Origin of the sequence: Thermoclostridium stercorarium subsp. stercorarium DSM 8532 (assembly GCF_000331995.1) — a bacterium.
GTDB lineage: Bacteria > Bacillota > Clostridia > DSM-8532 > DSM-8532 > Thermoclostridium > Thermoclostridium stercorarium.
The window spans coordinates 2890626-2916353 of record NC_020134.1 but is presented as its reverse complement, the minus strand read 5'-3'; the positions used below and the strand labels follow the sequence as shown (position 1 = coordinate 2916353).

21 protein-coding genes and 2 tRNA genes are annotated in these 25728 nt (G+C 41.7%); 20 read left to right on the top strand and 3 right to left on the bottom strand.

The window, feature by feature from the left end; genetic code table 11:
• The first annotated feature begins 104 nt into the window (after positions 1-104).
• The 7 genes from CST_RS13145 to glpK all read left to right on the top strand — a co-directional run bounded on the left by CST_RS13145 (position 105) and on the right by glpK (position 8965).
• Complete coding sequence (locus CST_RS13145; protein ID WP_015485184.1) at positions 105-950, top strand: radical SAM protein; 846 nt, start codon at positions 105-107, stop codon at positions 948-950.
• A 26-nt stretch (positions 951-976) separates the two neighbouring features.
• Positions 977-1558 carry a hypothetical protein gene (locus CST_RS12795; protein WP_169316008.1) on the top strand — a complete coding sequence of 194 codons (582 nt, stop codon included), beginning with the start codon at positions 977-979 and terminating at the stop codon, positions 1556-1558.
• 26 nt (positions 1559-1584) lie between these two features.
• Positions 1585-3225 (top strand): ABC transporter ATP-binding protein, encoded by a 1641-nt coding sequence (locus tag CST_RS12790; protein ID WP_015360349.1) that lies wholly within the window; start codon positions 1585-1587, stop codon positions 3223-3225.
• Between the two features lie 22 nt (positions 3226-3247).
• A complete protein-coding gene (locus CST_RS12785; RefSeq protein WP_015360348.1) occupies positions 3248-4336 on the top strand; it encodes a 4Fe-4S cluster-binding domain-containing protein in 1089 nt (362 codons plus the stop codon).
• Positions 4337-5041: 705 nt separating this feature from the next.
• The gene (locus tag CST_RS12780; protein ID WP_015360347.1) at positions 5042-6148 is read left to right on the top strand and encodes an Ldh family oxidoreductase; all 1107 of its coding nucleotides are present in this window, start codon (positions 5042-5044) and stop codon (positions 6146-6148) included.
• Between the two features lie 39 nt (positions 6149-6187).
• Positions 6188-7360: an NAD(P)-dependent malic enzyme gene (locus CST_RS12775; protein ID WP_015360346.1), complete on the top strand. Its 1173-nt coding sequence runs from the start codon at positions 6188-6190 to the stop codon at positions 7358-7360.
• 111 nt (positions 7361-7471) lie between these two features.
• On the top strand, positions 7472-8965 hold the full coding sequence (gene glpK / locus CST_RS12770) for a glycerol kinase GlpK (protein WP_015360345.1): 1494 nt from the start codon (positions 7472-7474) through the stop codon (positions 8963-8965).
• 10 nt (positions 8966-8975) lie between these two features.
• Here glpK and CST_RS12765 read toward each other — a convergent pair whose 3' ends face one another.
• The 3 genes from CST_RS12765 to CST_RS12755 are packed head-to-tail and all read right to left on the bottom strand — an operon-like array spanning position 8976 to position 11923.
• Positions 8976-9956 (bottom strand): acyl-CoA dehydratase activase, encoded by a 981-nt coding sequence (locus CST_RS12765; protein WP_015360344.1) that lies wholly within the window; start codon positions 9954-9956, stop codon positions 8976-8978.
• Positions 9937-11034 (bottom strand): acyl-CoA dehydratase activase-related protein, encoded by a 1098-nt coding sequence (locus CST_RS12760; RefSeq protein WP_015360343.1) that lies wholly within the window; start codon positions 11032-11034, stop codon positions 9937-9939. Before CST_RS12760 ends, CST_RS12765 begins: the two co-directional genes overlap by 20 nt.
• Complete coding sequence (locus CST_RS12755; protein ID WP_015360342.1) at positions 10976-11923, bottom strand: acyl-CoA dehydratase activase-related protein; 948 nt, start codon at positions 11921-11923, stop codon at positions 10976-10978. The genes CST_RS12760 and CST_RS12755 overlap by 59 nt, the downstream gene beginning before the upstream one ends.
• 277 nt (positions 11924-12200) lie before the next feature.
• Here CST_RS12755 and CST_RS12750 point away from each other — a divergent pair, with 277 nt between their 5' ends.
• The 13 genes from CST_RS12750 (at position 12201) to CST_RS12690 (ending at position 25668) form a co-directional block, all read left to right on the top strand.
• Entirely contained in the window at positions 12201-13271 is a 1071-nt protein-coding gene (locus CST_RS12750) for an LCP family protein (RefSeq protein ID WP_015360341.1), read from the top strand.
• A gap of 166 nt (positions 13272-13437) precedes the next feature.
• Positions 13438-13824 (top strand): phasin family protein, encoded by a 387-nt coding sequence (locus CST_RS12745; protein ID WP_015360340.1) that lies wholly within the window; start codon positions 13438-13440, stop codon positions 13822-13824.
• A gap of 335 nt (positions 13825-14159) precedes the next feature.
• Positions 14160-14411, top strand: a complete 252-nt coding sequence (locus CST_RS12740; protein WP_015360339.1) for a TM1266 family iron-only hydrogenase system putative regulator — start codon at positions 14160-14162, stop codon at positions 14409-14411.
• A 258-nt stretch (positions 14412-14669) separates the two neighbouring features.
• Positions 14670-16259, top strand: coding sequence for an L-aspartate oxidase (gene nadB, locus CST_RS12735; RefSeq protein ID WP_015360338.1), 1590 nt, complete (start codon positions 14670-14672; stop codon positions 16257-16259).
• 75 nt (positions 16260-16334) lie between these two features.
• Complete coding sequence (gene nadC / locus CST_RS12730; RefSeq protein WP_015360337.1) at positions 16335-17165, top strand: carboxylating nicotinate-nucleotide diphosphorylase; 831 nt, start codon at positions 16335-16337, stop codon at positions 17163-17165.
• Positions 17166-17652: 487 nt separating this feature from the next.
• Positions 17653-18102, top strand: a complete 450-nt coding sequence (locus CST_RS12725; RefSeq protein WP_015360335.1) for a CBS domain-containing protein — start codon at positions 17653-17655, stop codon at positions 18100-18102.
• A 102-nt stretch (positions 18103-18204) separates the two neighbouring features.
• Positions 18205-18387 (top strand): small, acid-soluble spore protein, alpha/beta type, encoded by a 183-nt coding sequence (locus CST_RS12720; RefSeq protein ID WP_015485180.1) that lies wholly within the window; start codon positions 18205-18207, stop codon positions 18385-18387.
• 238 nt (positions 18388-18625) lie between these two features.
• Positions 18626-18716, top strand: a tRNA-Ser gene (locus tag CST_RS12715).
• Positions 18717-18729: 13 nt separating this feature from the next.
• A tRNA-Ser gene (locus tag CST_RS12710) sits at positions 18730-18824 on the top strand.
• Between the two features lie 388 nt (positions 18825-19212).
• Positions 19213-21561: a helix-turn-helix domain-containing protein gene (locus tag CST_RS12705; RefSeq protein ID WP_015360334.1), complete on the top strand. Its 2349-nt coding sequence runs from the start codon at positions 19213-19215 to the stop codon at positions 21559-21561.
• A gap of 324 nt (positions 21562-21885) precedes the next feature.
• Positions 21886-23646 carry an extracellular solute-binding protein gene (locus tag CST_RS12700; protein ID WP_015360332.1) on the top strand — a complete coding sequence of 587 codons (1761 nt, stop codon included), beginning with the start codon at positions 21886-21888 and terminating at the stop codon, positions 23644-23646.
• Positions 23647-23783: 137 nt separating this feature from the next.
• Entirely contained in the window at positions 23784-24755 is a 972-nt protein-coding gene (locus CST_RS12695; protein ID WP_015360331.1) for an ABC transporter permease, read from the top strand.
• Positions 24756-24774: 19 nt separating this feature from the next.
• Positions 24775-25668, top strand: coding sequence for a carbohydrate ABC transporter permease (locus tag CST_RS12690; RefSeq protein ID WP_015360330.1), 894 nt, complete (start codon positions 24775-24777; stop codon positions 25666-25668).
• The last annotated feature ends 60 nt before the right edge of the window (positions 25669-25728 follow it).

The following is a 25728-nucleotide window of genomic DNA, read 5'->3' as shown; positions in this document are numbered from 1 at the left end:
TAACAAAAGAATTACTAAGAATAATTGTATGATAAAACTAAAATTATTAGCAATTAGAAAAATTTAGTGGCGATAATTTATAATAAACTGAAGGGGAGGCAAATATGAAAAAAGAAGCTGTAGTTTTAAATTCTTTGCCTTATTATTTCCTGGACGATTATGGCATTCTTATTGAAGATCTTGAGATAAAAGGGGAAGCGTCAGAGGCGTATATTGAATATAATCGACGATACCTTGAGAATCTTAATAATGAACTGTTGCCATTTTATGCGAAAGAAATGCCGGATGTCGTTAATGAGGAAAAGCTGGAAAATTACTATCGAGCGCAAGGTTTTACAGAGTTAATTTTAAAAGTTACAGAAAAATGCAATTTTCGTTGTAAGTACTGTGTTTATTCCGACTATTATCCATATACCACTTCTTACGGCTCTGCAGATATGACTTTTGAGACTGCAAAAAAAGCAATTGATCTATATATGAAACAAGTTGAAAGGCAAAGGTATTTTGTGTTAAACAAAATACCTTTTATTGCTTTTTATGGTGGTGAACCTTTACTTGATTTTGAACTTGTAAAAGATGTTATAGAATATGTAAAAACTCAGTACGGGGATTACAATGTGATATTCACTGTTACCACAAACGGGTTACCTCTTGAGGATCAGCAGATTGCTAATTTTTTAAAAAAACATAATGTAATTATTTGCCTAAGCTTAGACGGATATCCGGAAAATCATGACAGAAACAGAATCAGGGCTGACGGCAGGCCTTCATATGACACTATTCTTTCTATTATACATAAATCATTTTTAGACTATCCCCTTATTTATACTTTATGTTGCATAGATTATCGGACAGATCTGTTTAAATTATATGACTTTTACAATAACAATGATCGGATAAACGGGGGAATATACCACATCTCTTGCGGATTAGCAGAATATTTGACATAGGTACAAATTATTATGATCAATTTACTTTGGAAGAACGCACTGCTTATATAAAGTCGTTTAAGGAATTGGAAAAGAAGTACATAGAATTAGCGATTTCTGATAAATCAGACTGGTTTTTGGATCTACTAATCGGTCAGGAAATTTTGAGGGTGTATGATCGTTTACGTTTTGCTAAAAATCAGGGCTTTTATTTGATTAATGGGTGTTGTATACCCGGTGAAAAGATATTTGTACAACCGAACGGACTGATAGGTATTTGTGAAAAGGTTTGTTTTGATTTATCTATTGGCGATGTCGATTCCGGTATAAATTTAAAGTCAGTGGCAGAGATCATAAATAAAATGAATAAGTTGCTTTACTTTTCTTGTAAGGAATGTTCTTTATCCAGTCTTTGCTCAATTTGTTATGCTTATATGCTGACTCCTGACGAAATAGGTGTCTCTGAGAATGAATGCTGCAATCGTCGTTCGAGCTTTATTCATTCCCTTTCAGTGATTCAAAAAATAGAAAGTGAAAATAAAGGTTTTTTCGAACGAAAAATATCTGAAATTATAAGAAAAAATAAAGAAGCTCAATTATCGCAGCTACTTGATATATTATTGAGATAAATTAATTTAATAGAAAGGACGTACCTATGAGACAGCTTTATCAAATTATAAAGAATTTCGTAGTAAAGCACTTTATTCATATTTTATCTGCTTTTATACTTTTTATTTCCGCTTCATTGTTAACTATGGTGCCTGCCAAATTGTTACAGCTGATTATAGATAAAGGCTTTATTGCAAAAAATATGAAGGCCCTTTTGTTCTGGATCGGAATGCTGGCTTTATCGTATTTGATTAAATTTGTGTGTACCTATTATTCCAATAAAAACCTGATAAACCTCGGAAACAGTTTGTTAAAGGAGATCAAGTCGGCTATTTACAACAGGCTGATGAGTATCGATATGTCTTTTTACACGAAGAATGAAGTGGGGTATATAAATTCCCGGATGGAGGAAATATCCACAATTGATATTCTGTTTTCCAACCAGATGCTGGGATTAGCATCATCAGTTTTTGAATTTATATTTGCTTTGTTTATTTTATTGTTTTTAAACTGGGAGTTTCTAATTATAATGTTGCTACCGGTTCCGTTATTAATTTGGGCTACATACATTATATCCAAAAACATTACAGTAAAGGTACAGGCTTCACTGAACAGTGCGGCTGATTATTCAGGAAAAATACATGAAACTCTCAGGGGAATGGAAACCATCAAATCGCTCGGGTTGGAAGAAAGTGAAAATAAAAAGATAAACCGGTATAATGAAAAGGCATTGGGCAACTATAGGACACAGTCCCAAGCATTCAATAAGTTCAGTGTCGGAATGAACTGGATTTCGACAATGTTAACCGTGATTATCTACCTTGTAGGAGGAATTTTCTATATTAACGGGAAATTATCGATGGGAAGTTTTATTGCAATTTCTTCGTATGTCGGACGCTTATACTCGCCGGTTTTTCAGTATACAACTGTTTCTGTTATTATTCAGCCGGCTTTTCTTTCACTGAAACGTGTTGCAGAGTTCTTTTTCGGTGAACTGGAGGGAGTTTCGGAAACCTTCGCGGGGAAAACCATAGATGAAATTGAGAATATTACGTTTAAGGATGTTACGTTTTCATATTCCCAGTCTGCAAAAGTATTTGACAAATTTAATTTTTCAATTCATAAAGGGGATAAAATTCAAATCACCGGCGAAAACGGGAGCGGAAAAAGTACGCTAATAAGACTGCTGTTGAAACTTTATACCCCTGACTCAGGAACTATTACTGTCAACGGCATTGATTTGAAGGAAATTGACAGAACCAACCTTATCAGTCATATTTCCTACGTTCCACAAAAAAGCTATGTTTTCAACAATACTATTCATGCCAATATTACTTACGGACTGAAGGAATATGATCAGAAATACCTGGATGAACTTATAAAGGGATTTGGGCTGGATTCAGTTGAAAACAGGCTGAAAAAAGAGGGAGACGGTTATATCGGCGAGAACGGAAGTCGTTTATCAGGCGGGGAAATACAAAAAATATGTTTAGTCCGTGCTTTGCTGGCCAGGAGAAAATTTTATATTCTTGACGAAGCGACATCAAATTTGGACGAGGAATCTTTCAATTATTTGCTAAACATTATTAAATCTTCTGACGATACGTGGCTGGTCATCGATCATAAAACCGACTTTTCAACTATAGGTTTTCATAAGGTTGTGTTTAAAGCCAATAAACATACTTAACTGTTTGGAAAGAAGGGTTATTATGAGTATTTATGTAAAGCTGGGATATGAATGGAAACTGGTTCATGAAGGTGAATATTTCTATTTATCCAATGTACTGAAACGACAACTTTATCAGGTAGACCCAGGTATACGCTGCCAAATAATCAAGAAAATAAATGACGGTGTTGAACTTGATTTATTAGAGTCAGAATATGGAGAGAGTTGGACTTGCTTTAAAAAAATATTGGAAAAATTTAATGTTATATTTTACAGTAATAATAAAAGTGCCTATCGTGACAATTTTACGTTTGGTGCACGTATGGCTTCCAACTCCGCCTTTCTTCAAAAAGCAATTGATTTTAGAACCGCATCAATTGAATTAAATAGAAAATGTGATCTGAATTGTCCCGATTGCGGAGATGAATATTGTTTTTCATGCCTTGGGTGTTACAAAGATAAAAATGAAGGCAGAGAAATATCTGAAAATGTTTTGAAAAAAGGCCTGGAACATTTAACTAATTTCAGCATTCAAAATTTTTACATCCAAGGTGGGGATCCATTACTAAGTTTTGATTTAATTAAAAGTGCTCTTGATATACTCAGATCCAAAAATTGTTTTCCAAGAATTTATATAGTTAGTAACGGTATTCACATATTAAATCTTAACCATGAGCAATTGTCTTTGTTGAAAAGTTCAAATTCAATATTGTTGCTTGTGGTGACATCTGAAACTTATAAAAGCAGTATGTTATCTAATGTATTTTCAATTTTACATAATTACGATATTCGTACGGAAGTACAGTATAGAAACATTCCGGGAGATGAACTTAAAACAGAGTTTAGAAATGACACTTTAAAATTCCGTTCTGATAGAGGTGAAAGCATTATAGGACAACAAAATCTGGTAAAGCCTGTTGATATTTCTGTGTTAAGTAAAGATTTCATCGAAAACCGTTGTTTTTATGGTCGTATTCACATTGATGTAACGGGAGAGATTAAGGTATGCAATGGATACAGTCAAGGTTTAGGTAACGTTAACAATATGGATTTTACATCAATTAAAGAAAATTTAAAAAGATTTGGAATGCACCTGATGACACTACATGTAGCTCTTGTGGTTTACATTTAATTTGCGTATCTTGTCCAGCTATTATAAATAAACAAAGAACGGATTTTAATGAGAAAACAGAAGTATGTTCTATAAAAAATAGTATTACATAACAAAATATTTGAAAAAAATCTATGCGTCATAGCATGTACAGCGGTGTGCGGTTCAGGTTGCCTTAACTGTCTCTGGGATGGACCGATTTTTATTGCGGATACTGCAACTACTGGAACATCACTGGCATCAGGAGCAGGGGCCGGCGCTTCTTCATAAGTCAATAAAAGAAAGGAGGGAATATTAATGAAGCAGGTGCAACCCCAAGGATTTCTTAATTGCGTCTTGATTTGCGTGGGAGGTTGTCTTACGTGTATTTCCGATGGTCCGGTAATTATTGTTGACTTTGTCTCAGGGGGAACGGCTGCGTCTACTGGTTCTTCGGCTTAATACATAGTTTTGGATATTGTGTTGAACCGGTAAGGGCTGTTGCAAGAGCTGAAATAGCTTTTGCACGACTCTTTTTTTAATAAACCGTTAATTTAAGCATTCATAAGTTTCATCATTATTAAAAATAAACATTGTGCCGGATTGTTTTTTGTGCTATAATAAAAACGAAAAAGTAAATAATTAAAAGTGGAGAAAGAGGAGTCACTTTAATCCGATATATTGCGGTCGGGTGGAAGTGACTCTTTTTTCTTTGATACCAAAATAAAAAACGAGGTGGTGTTTAAAATGTCAGACAAAACAGTATGGATTGACGTGGAAACCCTTGAAAGGTTTATGGTGGATGTGTTTAAGGCTGCGGGTGTTCCTGAAGAGGATGCCAAAGTATGCGCAGAGGTATTGATTGAGTCCGATAAGAGAGGGATTGATTCTCATGGAATTAACCGCCTGAAAACCATTTACATCGACAGAATTAAAGACGGTATTCTGAATCCCGTTACAAATATTGAAATTGTAAGGGAGGGCCCCACAACTGCTGTGGTTGACGGCCATAACGGCATGGGGATGGTTGTTGCGAAAAAATCCATGGAAATGGCGATTGAAAAAGCCAGAAAATACGGCATGGGGATGGTTGCCGTAAGAAATTCCACACATTATGGTATTGCCGGTTATTATGCTACAATGGCCACAAAGGAAGGCATGATTGGAATTACGGGAACAAATGCAAGACCGTCCATTGCTCCCACCTTCGGTGTGGAAAATATGCTCGGAACAAACCCCCTTACCTTCGGAATACCGACCGATGAAGAATTCCCGTTTGTTCTTGACTGTGCAACGTCAATCACGCAGCGTGGGAAAATAGAGGTGTATGCAAAGCTTGGAAAACCGCTCCCGCCCGGATGGGTGATCGATGAAAACGGAAATACGATGACCGATCCGGATGAAACCCTTGAGGCGCTTACTAAAGGCAAGGCCGCTTTGACGCCGCTGGGTGGTATCGGGGAGGAAACGGCGGGATACAAGGGCTATGGCTATGCCACCGTTGTGGAAATCCTGTCTGCGGCCCTTCAGAGCGGAAGCTACCTGAAGATGCTGACGGGAATTGAAAACGGAAAGAAGGTGCCGTACCGCCTCGGACATTTCTTCATTGCAATAAATGTTTCGGCCTTTGTGGAACTGGATGAATTCAAGAAGACTGCGGGAAATATATTAAGAGAACTCAGAAATTCCAAAAAAGCCCCGGGACATGACAGAATTTACACCGCAGGAGAGAAAGAATACCTTGCATGGCTTGAAAGAAAGGAAAAGGGAATTCCGATAAACGAAGAGCTTCAGAAGGAAATAAAAACGCTGATTCGGGAATTTGATCTGAAAGGATATGATTTTCCGTTTTAATTAACCTTATCATGTACTGTTTTGCGGGAGGATGGATTTATGTCTATACAGGAAGAAGCGCTGGAGCTTCACAGAAGGCTCAGGGGAAAAATAGAAATTGTAAGCAGGGTTGAAGTGAAGGATCGGAAGGATCTTTCCCTTGCCTATACACCGGGCGTAGCTCAGCCCTGTATTGAGATACAGAAAGACATTAACCTTTCTTACGAGCTTACAAGAAGATGGAATACGGTTGCTGTTATTACCGACGGTACTGCCGTCCTGGGCCTCGGGGATATCGGCCCTGAGGCGGGGATGCCGGTTATGGAAGGGAAATGCGTTTTGTTTAAATTATTCGGGGGTGTTGACGCTTTCCCGCTTTGCATCCGTTCAAAGGACGTGGACGAAATAGTCAACACGATAAAACTGATTGCCGGCAGTTTCGGAGGCATTAACCTTGAGGATATTTCCTCGCCACGGTGCTTTGAAATTGAAAGAAGGCTGAAAAAAGGATGTGATATTCCCATTTTCCATGACGATCAGCACGGCACGGCAGTGGTTGTTCTGGCTGCACTAATTAATGCCCTGAAAATAGTTAAAAAGGACATCAGGAATATATCTGTGGTTGTAAACGGTGCAGGGGCTGCAGGTATTGCGATAACCCGCCTGCTGATGAGTGCAGGGCTTAAGAATGTAATTTTATGCGATCGCCATGGTGCAATTTACGAGGGTTGTGAATTCCTGAATTCAGAACAGGCTTTAATGGCAAAGGTGACCAACAGGGAAAAGAAAAAGGGAACTCTTGCGGACGTGCTTGTCGGCGCCGATGTATTTATAGGTGTTTCAGGGCCCAATGTGCTTACCGGTGAAATGGTAAGGTCGATGGCCAAGGATCCGATAGTGTTCGCAATGGCCAACCCCGTTCCTGAAATAATGCCTGATGAGGCGAAAGCAGCCGGGGCAAGGGTCGTAGGCACGGGGCGTTCTGATTTTGCAAACCAGATTAACAATGTGCTGGCTTTCCCGGGAATATTCAGAGGCGCGCTGGATGTAAGGGCAAGGGATATAAACGATGAAATGAAGATTGCCGCGTCGGAGGCAATTGCCTCGCTGGTGTCGGATGAGGAATTGTCTCCCGATTATATCATTCCCGCCGCTTTTGATCCGAGAGTTGGTGAAGCGGTAGCAAAAGCCGTTGCGGAGGCAGCCAGAAAATCAGGTGTGGCGAGGATATAGCCGGGTGGTTTTGGCTTAAAAAGATTATGGCAGTAGAAAGGGATTGCCCGTGCGACCCTTTTACTGCCATAATATGTATATGGGGAAAATAAAAGAAAGTGAGGTAATAGTGTGGGTAAATATGTTATTACGCTGGATCAGGGTACAACCAGTTCGAGGGCGATAGTATTCGACGGCTCAGGCAGCATAACAGGTATGGTGAAGAAGGAGCACAGGCAGATTTACCCGAAACCCGGGTGGGTGGAGCATGATCCGGAGGAAATACTGGAAAACCAGATTGAAGTTTTACGCAGTGTTGTTGAAAAATGCAACATATCGGTAAATGATATTTTGGCCGTGGGAATTACAAACCAGCGTGAAACCGTTGTACTGTGGGATAAAAACACAGGAAAGCCGGTGCATAATGCGATAGTCTGGCAGTGCAGAAGATCGGCGGGGATATGCGACAAGCTGATAAAAGACGGTTTGGAGGATGAAGTACATAAAAAAACCGGCCTGATAATAGATGCATATTTTTCAGGCACAAAGCTAAAATGGATTTTTGACAATTTTCCCGATATAAGAAAGGAAGCCGAAAAAGGAAATGTTTACGCCGGAACGATAGACACATGGCTTGTCTGGAATTTAACGGGGAAAAGGGTTCATGCGACAGACTATTCAAACGCCTCGAGAACAATGCTTTTCAATATTCTGAGTCTTAAATGGGACGAAGAAATCCTAAAAATTCTCAACATTCCGGTGTCAATTCTTCCCGAAGTCAGGCCGTCAGCCTCACTGTTCGGTTATATTGATAAAAAAATTCTTGGAAAAGAAATCCCGGTTGCGGCGGTATTGGGTGATCAGCAGGCATCCCTTTTCGGACAGACATGTTTTGAGCCCGGTATGGCAAAGAATACATACGGTACCGGGTGTTTCCTTCTGGTCAATACAGGAAACAGGGCTGTTTTTTCAAAGAACAGATTATTAACCACAATTGCGTGGGGGATTGATGACAGGGTTGACTATGCACTGGAGGGCAGTGTGTTCATAGCGGGTTCCGCCATCCAGTGGCTTAGGGACGGTCTTAAAATAATAAGCACGTCAAGGCAGTGTGACGAGCTTGCCGAAGAGGTGGAAGACACAAAAGGTGTTTACTTCGTTCCCGCTTTTACAGGTCTCGGTACACCGTACTGGGACATGTACGCAAGGGGAGCCATATTCGGCCTTACAGGCGGCGTAACCCGCGAACACATCGCCAGGGCCACCCTTGAGGCAATAGCGTACCAGGTGAAGGATCTGGTTGAATGCATGAAAGAGGATTCAGACAGTGGTTTGAGTCTGCTCAAGGTGGACGGCGGGGCAAGCGTAAGTGATATTATGATGCAGTTCCAGGCCGATATTCTGCGCACTAATGTGGTGAGGCCAAAAGTGGTGGAAACCACCGCCCTTGGTGCGGCGTTTATGGCAGGCCTTAAGACCGGTATGTGGTCCGGCCTTGAGGAAATATCGAAAATATGGGCGGTGGATCGCGTTTTTGAGCCGCAAATGGATGAGGAGCGGAGCAAAAAACTTTATGCGGGCTGGAAAAAAGCCGTTGAACGCTCGCGCGGATGGGCTGAAAATTAAGTCTCTTCGGTTACCTGGCCATTATTCCGGCGGCAGAAGCGGTGGACCTGTTGTATTTACCGCATCTGTCGCCGAAATATCCGATGGGGTTATGGTTCTCAAGGACAGAAACAACTTCGCACTGGTTTGAACAGCCGCTGCACACGAAACTTTCGGATTTAAAGTCCGAGACTGAAACCGAGAAACCTTTGAATTTTGTTCTGGATTTTTCCCTGCCGACTTTTTCCCTGGCCAGGATTGCGGCGCCAAGGGCGCCCATAACGTCATAATGTTCAGGAACGATTACCTGCATATTCAGGGCGCTTTCAAAAGCGCGATGAATACCCTTGTTAGCCGCCACACCTCCCTGAAAAATGACTTTGGGCAGGATTTCCTTTCCTTTTGCGACGTTACTGAGATAATTTCTCACCAACGCATCGCAAAGCCCCGCAATAATGTCACAGGTGTTATATCCCAGCTGTTGTTTATGGATCATGTCGGATTCGGCGAAAACGGCGCAGCGGCCTGCAATTCTTACCGGAACGGCCGCCCTTAAGGCATGGTCTCCGAATTCCTCTATCGGAATTCCCAGGCGTTCTGCCTGACGGTCGAGAAAAGACCCTGTCCCTGCAGCGCAGACGGTGTTCATTGCAAAATCGGTTACCACTCCGTCCCTGATGATTATAATTTTTGAATCCTGCCCTCCTATTTCAATAACTGTTTTTACGTCTTTTTCGGTATGGATTGCCGCCACCGCATGGGCGGTTATTTCATTTTTAATTATGTCAGCGCCCACCTGTATTGAGGCTATGTGCCTGCCGCTTCCCGTTGTTCCGACGGCGTATATCTGCCTGTCATCATATTTCCTGCTGATTTCCGAAAGGGCTGTCTGAACCGCCTCCATCGGTCTTCCTTTCGTTCTTATATACAATTTCTCAACTACATTATTGTTGTTATCCAGCAATACCAGATTGGTGCTGACCGAACCCACGTCAATTCCCAGTGAGTACATGCTCCCGCCTCCTTTCAAGCAAATCAATAAATGCTTCGATGCGGGTCATATAACCTGCCTCTCCGGTCATTTCATCCACTATCAGTGACAGAACTGGTATTCCTTTGTCCCGGGATATTGCGGGCAGTATTGCCTTTGAGACTATTTCAGGCATGCAGCCCATTGGGAAAATCTGAATCGCGCCGTCAAAGCGCTCTTTTGAAGCAAGCACCGCTTCACCCACGCATTCCCGTGCGTGTCCGCCTATGTAGAGCGGAAGGTATTCGTTCGAAGCTTTAATGATTTCACGGGAATTAAGCTTTATAATTTTCAGCAGCATGTCTTTTACCCACCAGGACGGAGTTAAATTTCTTTTCGTTGATACTCCCATGTCCATTAAAAGATCCTCGATAAAAAGATTTGTAAAGGGTTCTATGACTGTATAGATTTCACCGATGATTGCCACCTTTATGGGGTTTTTCGAGTAATCGGCAGGGATATTGCTCATTTTTTTCTGATAGCTTTTTAATAAACTCAATGCCTTATCCGGATCATTGCACGAAAAAACTTCCTCCTTGCATGAATTGAGAAGTCTTTTGCATTCGCCCCTGTTTTTCTCGTAACCCGCCTTGAAATGAGCCTGGCTTTCAATATCGTCGATGATACACATTGCGTTATAGGCCCTGATAACTGCGCTAATTTTTTCCGAAAGCCTTTTGTCGCTTTCGCGCCCGATTGTTTTAATCCTGCTGAAAAGTTCAGCAAGTCCGATGCTTTTAACGGCGTCAAGGACAATGAAATCCGCGTTATGCTTTAAATGTTCAAGAATTTTAAGCTGCAGTTCGGGATATTCGCCGAACCGGCACGGGCCGCAGCTTCCGACAAGCAATATGGTGTCTGCGCCTTTTTTTATGCCTGCCATATAGTTGCCTATCATTAGCTTGAAAGGAAGGCATATTTCATCGGGAGAGTATTTTGAACCGATGGAAAGGGCTTCTTTATTGTTAAGCGGGGGTATGACGTAATCAATACCCAATCCTTCAAACAGAATTTTCACCGCTATATAAACATTGCCCATATGCGGGAAGGTTATTTTCATTATCTACTCTCCTTTCCAGCATGTCTATGAAAGCTTCAAGCCTTGTTTCAACCCCTGCTTCCCCCGTATGCTCGTCGAGTTTAATAACAAGCATCGGAAATTCCCCTATGTGAAACCGTATAAGATCTATCACTATCGAATCGATGCCGCAGCCAAAGGAAGACAGGTATATAATCCCGTGTATTGTCCGTTGGTGATGAAAAGCCGCAGATGCTCCGAATAAACTTCGCTGGAATGTCCAGAAAGGTTTTTTGATCAGCTTCATAACCTGTGCTTCAGAAACCGAGGCCGGAGCAAATTCCTCGGTGATAATTCCGATTCCCTTTGCTTTGAGCTTGTTTACAATATCCATGTTCAAAAAAGCGTCGTTTATGACATAGGGATGGCCTGCAAGCATGACGTTGATTTTTTTCAGCTCAGAAATTCCGGTTTTAAAATTCCTCTGAGCGTTCACTGCATGTTCGAATGCATGCCTGATTTTACTCCTGTTCCGGGTGATTATGGATCCGTATGCTGCGCACCATTTGTAGAGGGATTTTCTGTCGTGCATGTATAACGGTAGGTAAGTGACTTCGGGCATTCCGGAAATGCTGTGAAAAATCATTTCTGGAAGACCGCAGAACTTCGGACAGATGTATTCGTTTTTGCAAACCTGCATAATACGCGGAATTACCAAAAGATCACACATGTCCTTTATTGATGCCACGTGCCCGTGGTAGATTTTGACCGGCAGGCATGCTTCGTCCACACAGGTTCCAACACCCAAATCCAGAATTTTTTTGTTTGTGTTTTCAGAAGTTACGATTTCCGCGCCAAGGCAGTGAAAAAAGGTTTCAAAAAAAGGATGGTATTTGCAGTATAATAAGCCTTTCGGAATTCCAATCCGCATTTTATCACACTTTCAATTTTTAAAATTTATCCTGAAAGTTTTAACTTTTTGGATACATAAATGTATTATGCCCCGATTGTATACGATTATTTATTATTTGCCGGGCGGATTCGGACTTTTTTGAACGAAAAACGTATGGTATGTATATGAAGTAGCAATCAGCGGAGAAGTATGTTTTAGAATTTTTTGGATCTACACAAAAATCGGTTTAAGAGCTATATTATTATAGCAAGACAAATTGAGGCTAAAAAATTCACAAAGGAAACAGGAGATGTATATGAAAAAAAAGTTTGTTGTTTTGTATACAATAGTTGCGCTTGTGGCGGGAGTATTAACAGGTCTTTTGCTGTCAGCCCTGATCGGTTCGGATGATTCCCAGGCAATATCCGATGTTACCATAGATGATGAAAATGATATTGTCAACGATAATAATGGTCATAAGAATGATAATAAAAAGGGCAATGCCACTGCAAAATGGCCCGATTATAATATAACCAAAAATCAGAGGTACTATAAGCGTCTTATTACCGACAGCGACAAAAATGTTCTGCTCGTAGGGGAAGATGCTTACAGCGGTAACTATGATACCATAATCGTGGCTTCTATATCGGTGAAAAACAAGAAAATACAGCTGTTCAACTTTCCCAGGGATATATATATTGACTACAGTGACGAGATCCTTAGCAGGTTAAAGGAAAAGTCTCCTGCCTTATACAGCGCCAAGGGATTTCAGAAAATAAACGCAGCCCACACGGTTGGAGCAAGGATAGAGTATAAAAAAGGAACCGGCAGATTCGGCGACAGTAATTTCGACTTTCTGGCAGATCTGATTGAAGAAGTTTTCGGTATAACTATTGACGATTATGCTTATGTTAATACCAAGGGCTTCAGGGAAATTGTAGACATGTTTGGCGGTGTGGAAGTGAATGTGCCGGTCAGAATGAAGTATGATGATCCGGTACAGGGTCTCCATATTGATCTTAAAAAGGGAAGACAGCTCCTGAACGGTGTACAGGCCGAGGGATTTGTCAGATTCCGTCAGGGGTATGATGAAAACGGTGTTTTCAAAACTTATTCCGATCAATTCAGAAAAGAGAATCAGAATGAGTTTTTGAAAGAGTTTTTTAAGCAGCATGTAAACCTGAAGAATCTGGGAAAGGTTGATGATTTGATTGGATTGTTGGGAAAGAATATTAAGACCAGCATCAATAATACCAAAAAGATAAGTTCCTATGCCAGTTTGTTAGGTAAGGCCCTGACCGGGAATTTTGAGCAGGAATCCTATATTGTTGAATGTGAAGGAAAGAAAATCAACGGACTTTATTTTGAAATCATAAAAAGCGAATAAACAGGTTCAGCCGGAAAATACTGATACAGAGAAAATATGCATAAGTTTATAATTTCAATCATACTTTCGGTGGCTGTAAACGTATTATTAAATGCAAGTGTTGGGAAATTTGTCTTTAACACCGGCGGGTCTTAACCGTTAAATTAAACAGGAAAGGGTGATGGTTATGTTAAAGGAATATCTGGAAAAAACGCTTCATTTCGGACTGGGGCTGGTAACCTACTCGGCGGAAAAGATAGAGGCAATGGTCAACGAACTGGTTAAAAAGGGAGAAGTGGCATCGGAAGACGCGAAAAAACTTGTCAATGAGCTGATTGAAAAGGGAGAGAAGCAAAAAGAGGCAATCAGAAAATACATTCAGGAAGAAATCTCTAAAATGCAGGTTAACAGGGAAGCCAAGGAAGAAACCGGTCCTGTAACGCGGGATGAAATCAGGCAGATTATAAGGGAAGAACTGGCTAAGCTCAATGAACAGAAAAGCGCCGGCGAAGATATCGCGGAAAATGGGGATAGTACCGGGGAAGGCAGTGAACCGACCGAACAACGGGAATGAAACATGAACAAAAAAGGGAGCGTTGAGCTCCCTGATTTTATGCGTTCTTGGCGCCGATTTCTTTAACGGAATCCACGGAAGAAAAAGAAAAACGGAAAAGGTATTACTCTAAAGCGGGGTCTGAATCTAAAACGTCTGGGGCGGAAACGGTAGTATGGCACGTATGGATAAATGTATCCGTTTGGCATTATCATCACTCCTATCTTTATTCTTTTGCTATATTTTATGTAAATTAAAAAGATTAAGTGACAAGCCTGTCTGTAGCCTGAAATCACGCTTTTATAAATCCGATACATACCGTATCATTTAATGTAACAGCATGCTGGAGGTTCTGTATGAAAAAGAGAATAGGAGTTGTCGGTATTGTTGTGGAAAACATGAACTCCACTTTAAAACTGAATGCAATATTGCATGACCACGCCGATTTGATACTGGGCCGGCTGGGAGTTCCGTACAAGGAAAAAAATGTAAGGGTTTTAGCTCTAATAGTGGAGGGAACGACCGATCAGATCGGAGCTCTTACGGGGAAACTGGGGAACCTTTCGGGAGTGAATGTTAAAACGGCTTTATCAAAGGAATATTCTTGACCATATGGCGCTTACTGGCGAAATACCCATGATTTTACGTATGGGGAAGGCTGCAGAGTTTTGTTCGGCATAGCCCGAAACATCTGAATCATCTGATTTCTGCGCTGAAGTTTAAGATACTTGCCGACTTTTTTCAGAAACTGCGTTATCCTTTTCAACTGAGCTTTACAAAAAAGATGCGCAGTATTACAATAAAGAACTGATAACCTAACAGCACGTGGGGTTGTTTTTTAAAAAACCGGAAGAGGAATGACCTTTGTGGACAGGTATTTGGTAAACTTTGATATTAATGACATACCGAAAGAGCAGTATGATGTAGTCGTAATCGGAAGCGGTATTGCGGGGGTTTATACCGCGCTTCAGATGGATAGCAGTATTAAGGTGGCAGTTGTAACAAAAGAAACGGTTGAGATAAGCAATTCGGTACTTGCACAGGGTGGCATTGCAGTTCCACTGGGCAGGGATGATTCCCCTGAATGCCATTTTAGGGATACGGTCTATGCGGGGGCAGGACTGTGCGACGAAGAAACGGTTCGGATTCTTGTAAATGAAGCTGCCGAAAATATAGAAATACTGTGCCGTTACGGCGTTAACTTTGACAGGGGAGAAGATCAGCAGCTGTTATTATCCAGGGAAGGAGCACACAGCAAAAACCGGATTGTCCATACCGGAGATTCCACCGGCAAGGAAGTATGTGATACTTTGATTAAAATCCTGCTGAAACATGATAATGTAAGAATATTCGAAAGAACCTTCGCAATAGACATTGTTACGGAGGCAAAGAAGTGTATCGGGCTTATCGCCTATGAAGAGGACAGCAAAAGTTTCAAATTGTTTCTGGCCGGTGCGGTTGTATGCGCAGCAGGCGGTTACGGTCAGCTTTATAATTACACAACAAACCCGCAGGTAACGACCGGCGACGGAGTGGCTTTGGCATATCGCGCAGGCTGCAGGGTTATGAATCCCGAATTTGTCCAGTTCCATCCTACCGTGCTTTATCATCCCGAAGACAGGTCCTTTCTTATTACCGAAGCGGTAAGAGGAGAAGGGGCGATACTTTTAAATATTCGGGGCGAGCGTTTCATGCCTGCTTATCACCCGATGGCCGAGCTGGCTCCGAGGGACGTTGTATCCAGGGCAATTTTTCAGGAGCTGCAGAAAACGGGTTCGACTTATGTGTATCTGGATATTTCCCATAAGGATCCGGAATATGTGAAAAATCGTTTCCCTACTATTTATAAAACCTGCCTGCGGTACGGTATTGATATAACAAAGGACAGGATACCCGTTGCGCCGGCGGCCCATTACTCCATGGGCGGCATAAAAACCGATGAATGGGGAAGAACCGGCATAGAAGGTTTTTATGCCTGCGGTGAAGCGGCATGCAACGGAATTCACGGTGCCAACCGCCTGGCAAGCAATTCACTCCTGGAAGGTCTTGTTTTCGGAAGAAGGATCGCCACTGAACTGACAGGCCAGATATTGAACCGGACATTGAAGGAAGCGAGGATTCCGGACAATTTATGCCATATAAGAAAATCAAACGAGCCTGTTAAAAACGCCGGTGCGTTGAAGTCAAGGCTTCGCACCCTTATGACCGAAAAGGTTGGGATAATCCGAAACGGTGAAAATTTGCAGGAAGCTTTGAACCAGGTTCTGGAAATGAAGGCTGAAATCGAAGGGAAAGCTTATACAACGGTTGAACACTGGGAATTAGTTAACATGCTCACATTGTCGGAACTGGTGATAAGAGCGGCTTTGATGCGCAGGGAAAGTCGCGGCGCCCATTACAGGTCTGACTATCCTCAGACCGATGATGTAAATTTCAGAAAAAATACGGTACTGTAGACAGCGTGAATTTGCAGAATCGGGTGCCGTATTTGCAACCGGCATTAAACGTAATATGCGGAAGGAGAGCGGGATATGGAGAAATGGGTAATAAGGGACATACTTGAAAGAGCTTTTCGCGAAGATATGCCGATGGGGGACATAACAACCGACAATACCGTTCCCTGTGACAGTATTTCGAAAGCCTTCCTTATTGCCAAGCAGGACGGCGTAATAGCCGGTCTTGAAATATGTATCGAAGCTTTCAGAATGCTTGATCCCGATGTGAATTTGGAGCCCCTTGTCAAAGACGGCGATTTTGTCAGGAAAGGGGACAGGATTTTGGTGGTGGAAGGAAACAGCAGGGCACTTTTAAAAGCCGAGAGGACGGCTTTGAACATTTTGCAGAGGCTTAGCGGCATTGCTACCGAAACACGCAAGTATGTGGAAAAACTCAGGGGTTATAAGGCGAAGGTTGTGGATACACGGAAGACCACACCGGGGCTCAGGCTGCTTGAAAAATATGCCGTTAGGGTCGGAGGAGGAACCAATCACCGTTTTTCGCTTTCCGACGGCGTGTTGATAAAAGATAACCACATTAAGGCGGCAGGAGGGATCAGACAGGCTGTTGAGGCGGTGAGAAAGCAAATTCCACACACCGTCAAAATAGAAGTTGAAACCGAGACTCTGGAGCAGGTAAAAGAAGCCTTGGACATCGGTGCCGATATTATCATGCTTGACAATATGCCTCCGGAGATTATGAAGCAGGCTGTGGAACTGATAGCCGGAAAAGCAGTGACAGAGGCATCGGGAAATGTTACGCTCGACAATATAGAAAGCGTGGCTGCCACCGGTGTTGATATAATTTCAGTGGGTGCAATAACCCATTCGGTGAAGGCAATGGATATCAGCATGAAATTTGAGTGACTCGCGGAAAATGTTGGGATTTGTCAATACAGGACATGAAGTGAGGTCATACTGACATCCTGTGGACAAAACGTAAAAATATCCACAGAAAAGTGGATAAATTTACAACATGAAAAAGGTTAATGCGCTGAAACCCTTGAAACAAAAGCGTTTCAAGGGTTTGTTTCATGCAAAAAGTTATCCACAACCCTGTGGATATGCTGTGTAATTTTTGCGTGTATAAGGCTTAAAACCTGTTAAAAAATATGATGAACATTATAAAAACATTAATTTATCCACAGAATTATCAAAAGGTTGTGTTGATTCATTGTGGATATATGTGAATATCTGTCGTAAAACTGTGAATTGTCCCGATTGTTTTTTGCAAAATATCCACAGGACTGGCTGCATGCTTTCAGCAGAAAATAAATTTAAGCACAAATGGAATAACGGGCTGTGAAACGTGGAAGGTTAAAAATAGGAAAAACAAATAAGGAGCTGAGGAGAAATGAAAGTACGCGACGTTATGACAAAATCGGTGGTTACGGTCAGTCCGGATACTACAATAAAAGAAGTGGCGGAGTTAATGCAGAAACACAATGTCGGTGCAATACCCGTGGTTGACCAGAGCGGTCTTAAGGGCATTGTAACCGACCGAGATCTTGTCGTAAGAAATATTGCGTCAGGAAAGGATCCGTTTTCAACCCCTGTGCGCGAAATAATGACATCGCAGGTGGCAACGGTTTCTCCCGACGATGATGTGCAGTCGGTTACGAAAATTATGGCCTCAAAACAGGTAAGAAGGGTACCGGTTGTGGAAAACCAACAGCTGATTGGCATGTTATCCCTTGGGGATATTGCGACCACCGGCAAACCCGAATTAACTGTGGAAGCTTCCGAGGCACTGGCCGAAATCAGTAAACCGTCCAAACCATTAGGAACCAATCCCTCCAAATAATACAGATTATATATTTATTAAGACGGGATAAAATAATAATGTACGCCGGGGGTTCCGCAGCAAGGCTTGAACGGGCTTTTGCTGAATTGAGGAGGGATACCCATGGCCAGACGAAACGGCGTTATGTCAGAGCAACTTAAGGAAGAGATAGCGAAAGAACTTGGTGTGTATGATATAGTCAAAAATGACGGTTGGGGAGCCGTGACATCAAGAGACTGCGGTAATATGGTCAAGAAAGCCATAGAAATGGCTAACAGGAATTCCGCCCCGAACCGTCAGGCATAGCTGAAGGAATAACGCCACGACAGGGATCGGTAACTCCCCGGCGTACTCAATATAAGAGCAGAAATTGCTCTTTTTTGTTTTATTCATGTTGCTGTTTTAAATACCTCCCGCATTAAATGGAATTTGCCGCAAAGCCCTTTAACCCCTTAAAATGGGAAGTGGTGATACCGCAATTTACCGAATACACAGGGTCTTGACAATAGTTCGTTTGACATGTTATACTTACATAGCGATACGTGGAGAGATGGTCGAGCTGGTTTAAGGCACCGGTCTTGAAAACCGGCGTGGGCTTGCGCCCACCCTGGGTTCGAATCCCAGTCTCTCCGCCAGTTTTTATTATACGGAGAAGTACTCAAGTTGGCCGAAGAGGCGCCCCTGCTAAGGGTGTAGGTCGTTGAATAAACGGCGCGAGGGTTCGAATCCCTCCTTCTCCGCCAAGTTGCAAAAGCCCTTGCAATGCAAGGGCTTTTAGCTTATTCGGTGCATCTGACTGAATCTGCTTTCATGCAATGAGATGTAGTTAATATATACCGGACTTTGTCATGAAGACAAGCAATAAACTGCCTCTTAACACTCAAAACAAACATTCGATTGTTACCGTAAAATGGCCTGTGTTGTCTGACATCACGGAGATGAAAAAGTAAACCTTCAGTATTTGGGTATTTGTATGGTAAAGTATTATAACAAACAGTGAAAAAATATGATATAATATTGGTGAAATTACACAAACGAAATTTTGGATTTATTTATCATTTCCTTTGAATTTTATTCTAAGATTTTTTTGCCGATTATATCAGTTACTTTGCATGGGCGGGGAGAAGTACAATGGCAAGACTGTTTAAGAAAAGCGTCATATGGAAATGGGTTATTTCATATACCTGTATTATTCTCATATCGGCGGTAAGCAGTCTTGTAATATATGACCGGAGCCGGAATTTTATAAAGGAAAGACAGGAAAAAATAAATGAAGTTTTGCTGGAACAGGCCACGAAAGAATTACGGGACTGTATTATCATGATGGAAAAACTCAGGGAGGAAATACTAATCAATACCAGTTTCAATTCCCTGAGCAAGTCAGGATTGGACCGCAATACGTCGGTGGCTTATAAACATTATGTGCTTTACAAGGACCTTAATACATATCTGAAACTTAACAACAGTTATTCCCATATAATGTTATATTTTAAAAGTGATGACAAAATAGTGTCCGACAGTTCGGTCAATTATTCGGCACGGTACTGGGAAATCTACGGAGAGTCGCTGGGACTGAGTTTCAGTGAGTGGAACAGCATAATTAACGGAACGTATAATAATTTTCATGCCACAAATGTGAAAATAGGAGACACCGAAGGCACGATATTTGCGAGAACCATTCAGCAGGCCCAGACCGGAAGACAGAAAGTTAACCTTTTTGTAATTTTCACAAAGGAAGACCTGGAGAGTCTGCTCGGCGAATATAACTATTACAAGGACACATCAATGCTGATATTTGACCGGGTGGGCAAAACAACGGTTAAATTTGATTATGCGTCGATTATAAACAGCGATGAAGATGAGAAAAAAATCATTGAAGCGGTGCAGGCGGGCAAGAAAGAAGTTGTACTTGGGAATAACGAGGTAATAAATCTCTATTATTTTCAGAATAATTCCCCGTATTATCTTTGCATTTTAACTCCTGAAAGCGTTTATTTAAAGACAATGCATAATTTTCAGCTTATTTTCTGCTTTATATTCGTTATTTCAATTGTATTCAGCATTGTATTAATAGTTGTGTTTGTAAATAATAATTACAGGCCTGTAAGGGATCTGCTGAAAACGCTGTTTTCAACGGATGTATTTCAGGGCGGGGAACACCGCGAACAGTCTTTGATTGAAAATGAAAACGAGTTCACTCTCGTGAAAAAAGGCATGGCGCAGGTAAGCAGCAGCTATAACAATGTTAAAATGGCGTTTAGCAGGCAAAACAAGCTCTTGCGCAAGGTTTACCTTTCCAGGCTCCTGAACGGCAAGGCGAAACTTCTTCCTGAAAAACAGCTGATTGAATTATATGAGTTGCAATTCAAATATAATGATTTTGTTGTTGTTCTGCTTTATGTTCAGGACTTCACCGCCGAATCGGGAAATAATTATGAAGATGATTCAGGTGCATTGGAAATAACCGACCTTGATCATGCGCAGTCGGTTTTAGTTGAAAAGTATGACAAACTTTTTTCAGATAAAGGATGGACGGTAAACCACACAATCATTGACGATCTGCTGGTGTTTGTCGTTTGTGTTCCTCCGGGAGAGAACCGCCCGGATTATATTAACAGTGTTATTCATAAAGGAACGAAATCGGTTGAGGAAAGCTACGGTGTTGAAATCCTGGTATCGGTAAGCGCGGTACATTCCAGCCTTGAAAAACTGTCGGTTGCCTACCAGGAAGCACTGCAGGCCTTTGAAGCGTTGAAATTGTACGATCTCGGCGGTTTTGTCTGCTACACCGATATTTCAGATCTTTTCATTTCAAGCTACAATTATCCCTATGAGATGGAACAGCGACTGATAAAGGCCATTCAGCTGGGGAATTTTGTAAGCGCAAAAGCCATAGTGTCGGAAGTAATAAACAGCAACATAAACAACAGAAAGTATATTTCATGGGATATCATACGCTGTCTGATGTTTGATTTGCTCGGGACGGTTATGAAAACTTTTGACGCCAATGAGGAAAGTCAGCAGTTTATTAAAAAGCTTAAGCCGGCAAAAAGATTGGCTGAATGTACCGACCTTCAGAGCATGGAAAAAACGTTTGAAGAAATATTGTCCTACTGCTGCGACTTTTTCAGGGTTACGACCGGCAATGACGAAAAGCTGTATTATAAAATTCAGGCATATATCAGGGACAATTACGGTGACCCGAATCTGGGCGTTTCATCAATAGCCGATCATTTTTCAATTTCACCCGTTACATTGTCCAAAAAGTTCCGGGAAATAACAGGTTCGAAAATTACAACCTTCATTTCGGAAGTAAGGGTGGAAGAAGCCAAAAAATTATTGCTTTCCAGTAACGAAAATTTGTCCTATATCGCAAACAGCGTGGGTTTTGGCAGCACAAAGACATTTACAAGAATGTTTAAGCAGATAGAAGGTTGTACCCCCGGACAGTGGAGAGAAAAACAAAAATTTGTTGTATAGGCGATGAATGCCGTTTTATACGCGTGGGACAAAATTTAAATTCAGAGACAAAAAATATGCAACTTACATAAAAAGGAAAAAAATAGAACGCCGTGTAAAATGTATTTTTGTCTTGTTTCTTTCAAAAACTGTCCCTTCAAAAGTTTTGGTACAAATCATACAATTATATTAGAAAAAATTTTAATCATAATGTTCAAAATAAATAATTTTCTTTTAAACTTTAGAAGCATCCATATTCCCTCACGTTGGATTCTGTCGTGTGTTTTTCAGTCCTGCAGGACTGATTGGCATAATATTCAAAATCAAATAGGAGGGATTTACCTGATGAAAAAAAGAAAACTTGTATCATTGCTACTTGTCTTAACGACAGCATTTGTATTTCTGCTCAGCGGATGCAAGTCCAATGCACCGGCTGACACAACAGGAGGAAACAACAGCACCTCCACGACAACAACGACGGACACTCAAAAAGCAGCCGATAATAAGGCCGAAACTCCATGGACTCTCCTTGAACCTCTCAACAAAGACCCCGGTGAATTAACATTGCCCAGAAGTAACTATGTAAAATATCCTGTTGAGGGAGCCGAGGGTATAACACTTCGTTATTGGATGCCGCTTCCGAGTAACGTATCCAAAAAGTCAGCAACGGTAAATGAAACCGAATGGGCAAGAATATGGCAGGAAATGACGGGAATTAAGGTTGAATTCATTCACCCGACTCAGGGAAGTGAAAATGAGGAATTCTCAGTTCTGATCGCTGGTAATTTGTTACCCGACATTATTGAATGGGAATGGACAACGAGCTATCCGGGCGGTCCTGCCGCTGCTGAAGAAGAAGGCGTTCTGATTAACCTTGATGAATACATTTCCCCGTACGGTGCCGCAGCTGACCTGTGGCAGTATCTGCAGGATAATCCCATAGTAGATCGCGAAGTTAAAAACGATGAAGGGCATTACTACTGCTTCCCGTTTATCCGCGGACATAAATATTTGCAGTGTACATCCGGTCTTTTCTATCGTGCCGATTTATTTAAGAAGGCAGGTATAACCAAGACCCCGGTAACGATAGACGACTGGACCGAGGCGCTCACGAAGTTAAAGGAAATCGGCGTTCAGAAACCCATGGTAATGCAAAGCATGGACAACCTGCAAAACGGAACCATGAATGCATATTTAATTCGTCCTGGTATGTATGTTGATCATGAAACAGGAAAAGTTAAGTATGGCTTTATCGAAGAAGGCTATAAGCAGTGGATGCTCCAGATGAACGAATGGGTAAAGGCCGGGCTTCTGGATCCTGATGTTTTGACATGCGACAGGACTACACTGGAAACATATATTATGACCGGTGTCGGTGCAGTTACATATGGTGCCGGTGGCGGATACATGGGTTCATTCCTGACAATTGCAAAAGCAGAGCCTGACAAATACGGTGCGGATTTTGATTTGAGAGCTGCCAATTTCCCTGTACTTAAAGAGGGCGATCCCGTATTGTACGGCGGTGCTTCATATGATTACGCAACCACCTCAAAGGCTTCAGCTGTAATTACATCTGACTGCAAGTATCCTGAAATAGCTGCCAAATTCCTTAACTTTGCTTACAGTGAAAAAGGCCATTATGCAATTAACTTCGGTGAAGAAGGCAAATCCTATAATATGGTCAACGGAGAGCCTGTCTATACCGATTTGATTATGAAAAATCCCGAAGGCTTAACAGTTGCAGTTGCAATGGCTCATTGGGGCCGTGCCAATATGTCCGGTGCGTTTGTACAGGATCCCAGATATATTTTCCAGTATTATGAAACCGAACAGCAGAAAGAAGCCCTGCATATCTGGAATGATACCAATGACAGCCAGAAGACGCTTATTCCTCCTGTAACCCTGACTCAGGAAGAAAGCAAGAGGTTTGCCGCTCTGAACAGCCAGGTAGATACATATGTAAAAGAACAGAGGGCACGTTTCTTCACGATGGAAGGCAATATTGAAGCTGAATGGGATAATTATGTAAAGACATTGAAAGACATGGGAGTAGATGAGATGATAGCCATTTACCAGGCAGCGCTGGATCGTTACAACGCGCGTTAATGAATGGTTTGATATAGTGGGATAAGTCTGCTGTATACAGCAGACTTATCCTGATACTTTTATATTTTTGACTGTCTGCATTCTTACACGGTTAAAGCAGCGGGTGCAGTTTTATATGAAGGAGGATAAGTCTGTACATGAACAAAGCAATTCAACTCCAAAATTCTGCTTCCGGAGCTATGTCAAAACCCAAAAAACAAAAAAGCATTGTGTGGCAGAGAATAAAAAGGAACAAAGAAATTTATTTATTAATACTTCCGGTAATTATTTACTACATACTGTTTCATTACAAGCCGATGTACGGGGTAGTAATTGCGTTTCAGGATTTCAGACCGAGAAAGGGTATTTCCGGCAGCGAATGGGTTGGCCTGGAAAATTTTATGACTTTTTTCAAAAGCATATACTTCGGCCGCTTAATCCGCAATACATTGAGAATAAGCCTTTCAACCCTTATATTTGGTTTTCCTGCACCGATAATACTGGCCCTGATGATAAACGAGTTGCGAAGCAAATATTTTGCAAGATTTGTGCAAACAATTACGTATATGCCTCACTTTATTTCCCTGGTCGTAATTTGTGCGATGATTCGGGATTTTGTTAAGTCCAACGGGGTTATCACACAATTGCTGGTTGCGCTGTTTGGTTACGACGGCAAGGATTTGCTGAGCAAAGCCAGTGCTTTTGTTCCCATATACGTAATATCCAACATATGGCAGGGAGTCGGATGGGGCTCGATTGTGTATCTGGCGGCTCTGACGGCGATAGATCCCCAGTTGTATGAAGCTGCAGAGGTTGACGGCTGCAGTACCCGATGGAAAAAGATAATACATATCACTCTGCCGTGCCTGCTGCCTACCATTATTATCATGTTTATTATGAGAATGGGTCAGATAATGAGCGTTGGATATGAAAAGATTATTCTCCTGTATAATGAAGGAATTTATGAAACTGCGGATGTAATATCAACTTATGTATACAGAATGGGTATTGTAAACCGCCAGTATTCGTTCTCGGCTGCCGTTGGGTTGTTTAACTCGGTAATAAACTTTGCACTTGTAATTTTGGCTAACAAGATAAGCAGAGCGGTAAGCGAAACAAGTTTGTGGTAAGGACAAGGAGAGCGGTCATATGGTAAGGACAGCAAACAAAAACAAAATTAAGGAAAGCCTTTCAGACAGAATTTTTAACGTGGTGAATGTAACGCTGCTAATCTTACTGGTAATTGCATGTTTCTATCCTTTTTGGCATGTAATCTGTGCATCCTTCAGCAAACCCTCGTTGTTTATGTCCCATTCGGGCGTTCTTCTCAAACCTGTGGGTTTCAGCCTTGCATCATACAAGAAGGTGTTTGAAAATTCATCAATATGGAGAGGTTATTTAAACACCCTGTACTATGTTGTGGTGGGAACGGCGCTGAATATTGTGATGACGGTTATCGGAGCCTATTTTCTTTCCCGTAAGAATATACCTGGCCAAAAAGCCATAACCATATTCATAATGTTTACAATGTATTTTTCAGGCGGTATGATCCCCGCTTTTCTGAACATTCAGTCGCTGGGACTGTATAATACCCGGGCGGCTCTTATTCTGCCGAGCGCGATAAATACTTTTAACCTTATTGTTATGCGGACGGCAATGGCGTCTGTCGACGACAGTCTGGAAGAGTCAGCAAGGCTGGACGGAGCAAGCCATATTACAATTCTTGTGAAAATTATCCTTCCTCTGACCAGGGCGACGGTTGCAGTGCTGGTTCTGTATTATGGAGTTGCTCACTGGAATTCATGGTTCCCTGCGATGATATATCTCGAGGACAAATCAAAGGAACCTCTTCAGTTGGTCCTGAGGCAAATTCTTATAGTAAATGACATGAGTGAAATGGGTATCGGAGAGGATCAGGAATTAATATCGGAGACAATAAAGCATGCGACGATTGTCGTATCCACCGTACCTATTCTGTGCCTCTATCCTTTCCTGCAGAAGTACTTCACAAAAGGCATGATGATAGGTGCCGTAAAAGGATAGAAAACAAGAACGGTCATATCTCGCTTCAGGGAAATGGCCGTTTTTTCGGATTTAAAGAAA